The 325-nt window shown below is 64.3% G+C and carries 1 pseudogene; it reads left to right on the top strand.

The annotated features are described in order from the left end of the window. Positions 1-325, top strand: a pseudogene (locus tag ACLQ2W_RS33885) (hypothetical protein); the annotation flags it as partial.

The following is a 325-nucleotide window of genomic DNA, read 5'->3' as shown; positions in this document are numbered from 1 at the left end:
CTCCACCTGGTACCTCACCAACGGCACCACCACCGCCACCAACACCACCGACCACGAATTCATCTTCGGACACGGCCCATCCGGCGACCAACCCGTCGCCGGCGACTGGAACAACAACGGCTACGACTCCGTCGGCGTCTTCCGCCCCACCACCTCCACCTGGTACCTCACCAACGGCACCACCACCGCAACCAACGACACCAACTACGAATTCAAATTCGGCCACGGCCCCTCCGGCGACCAACCCATCGCCGGCGACTGGAACAACAACGGCTACGACTCCGTCGGCGTCTTCCGCCCCACCACCTCCACCTGGTACCTCACC

Source organism: Micromonospora sp. DT227 (genome assembly GCF_049841835.1).
GTDB lineage: Bacteria > Actinomycetota > Actinomycetes > Mycobacteriales > Micromonosporaceae > Micromonospora.
This window is presented reverse-complemented; position numbering and strand designations above follow the sequence as displayed.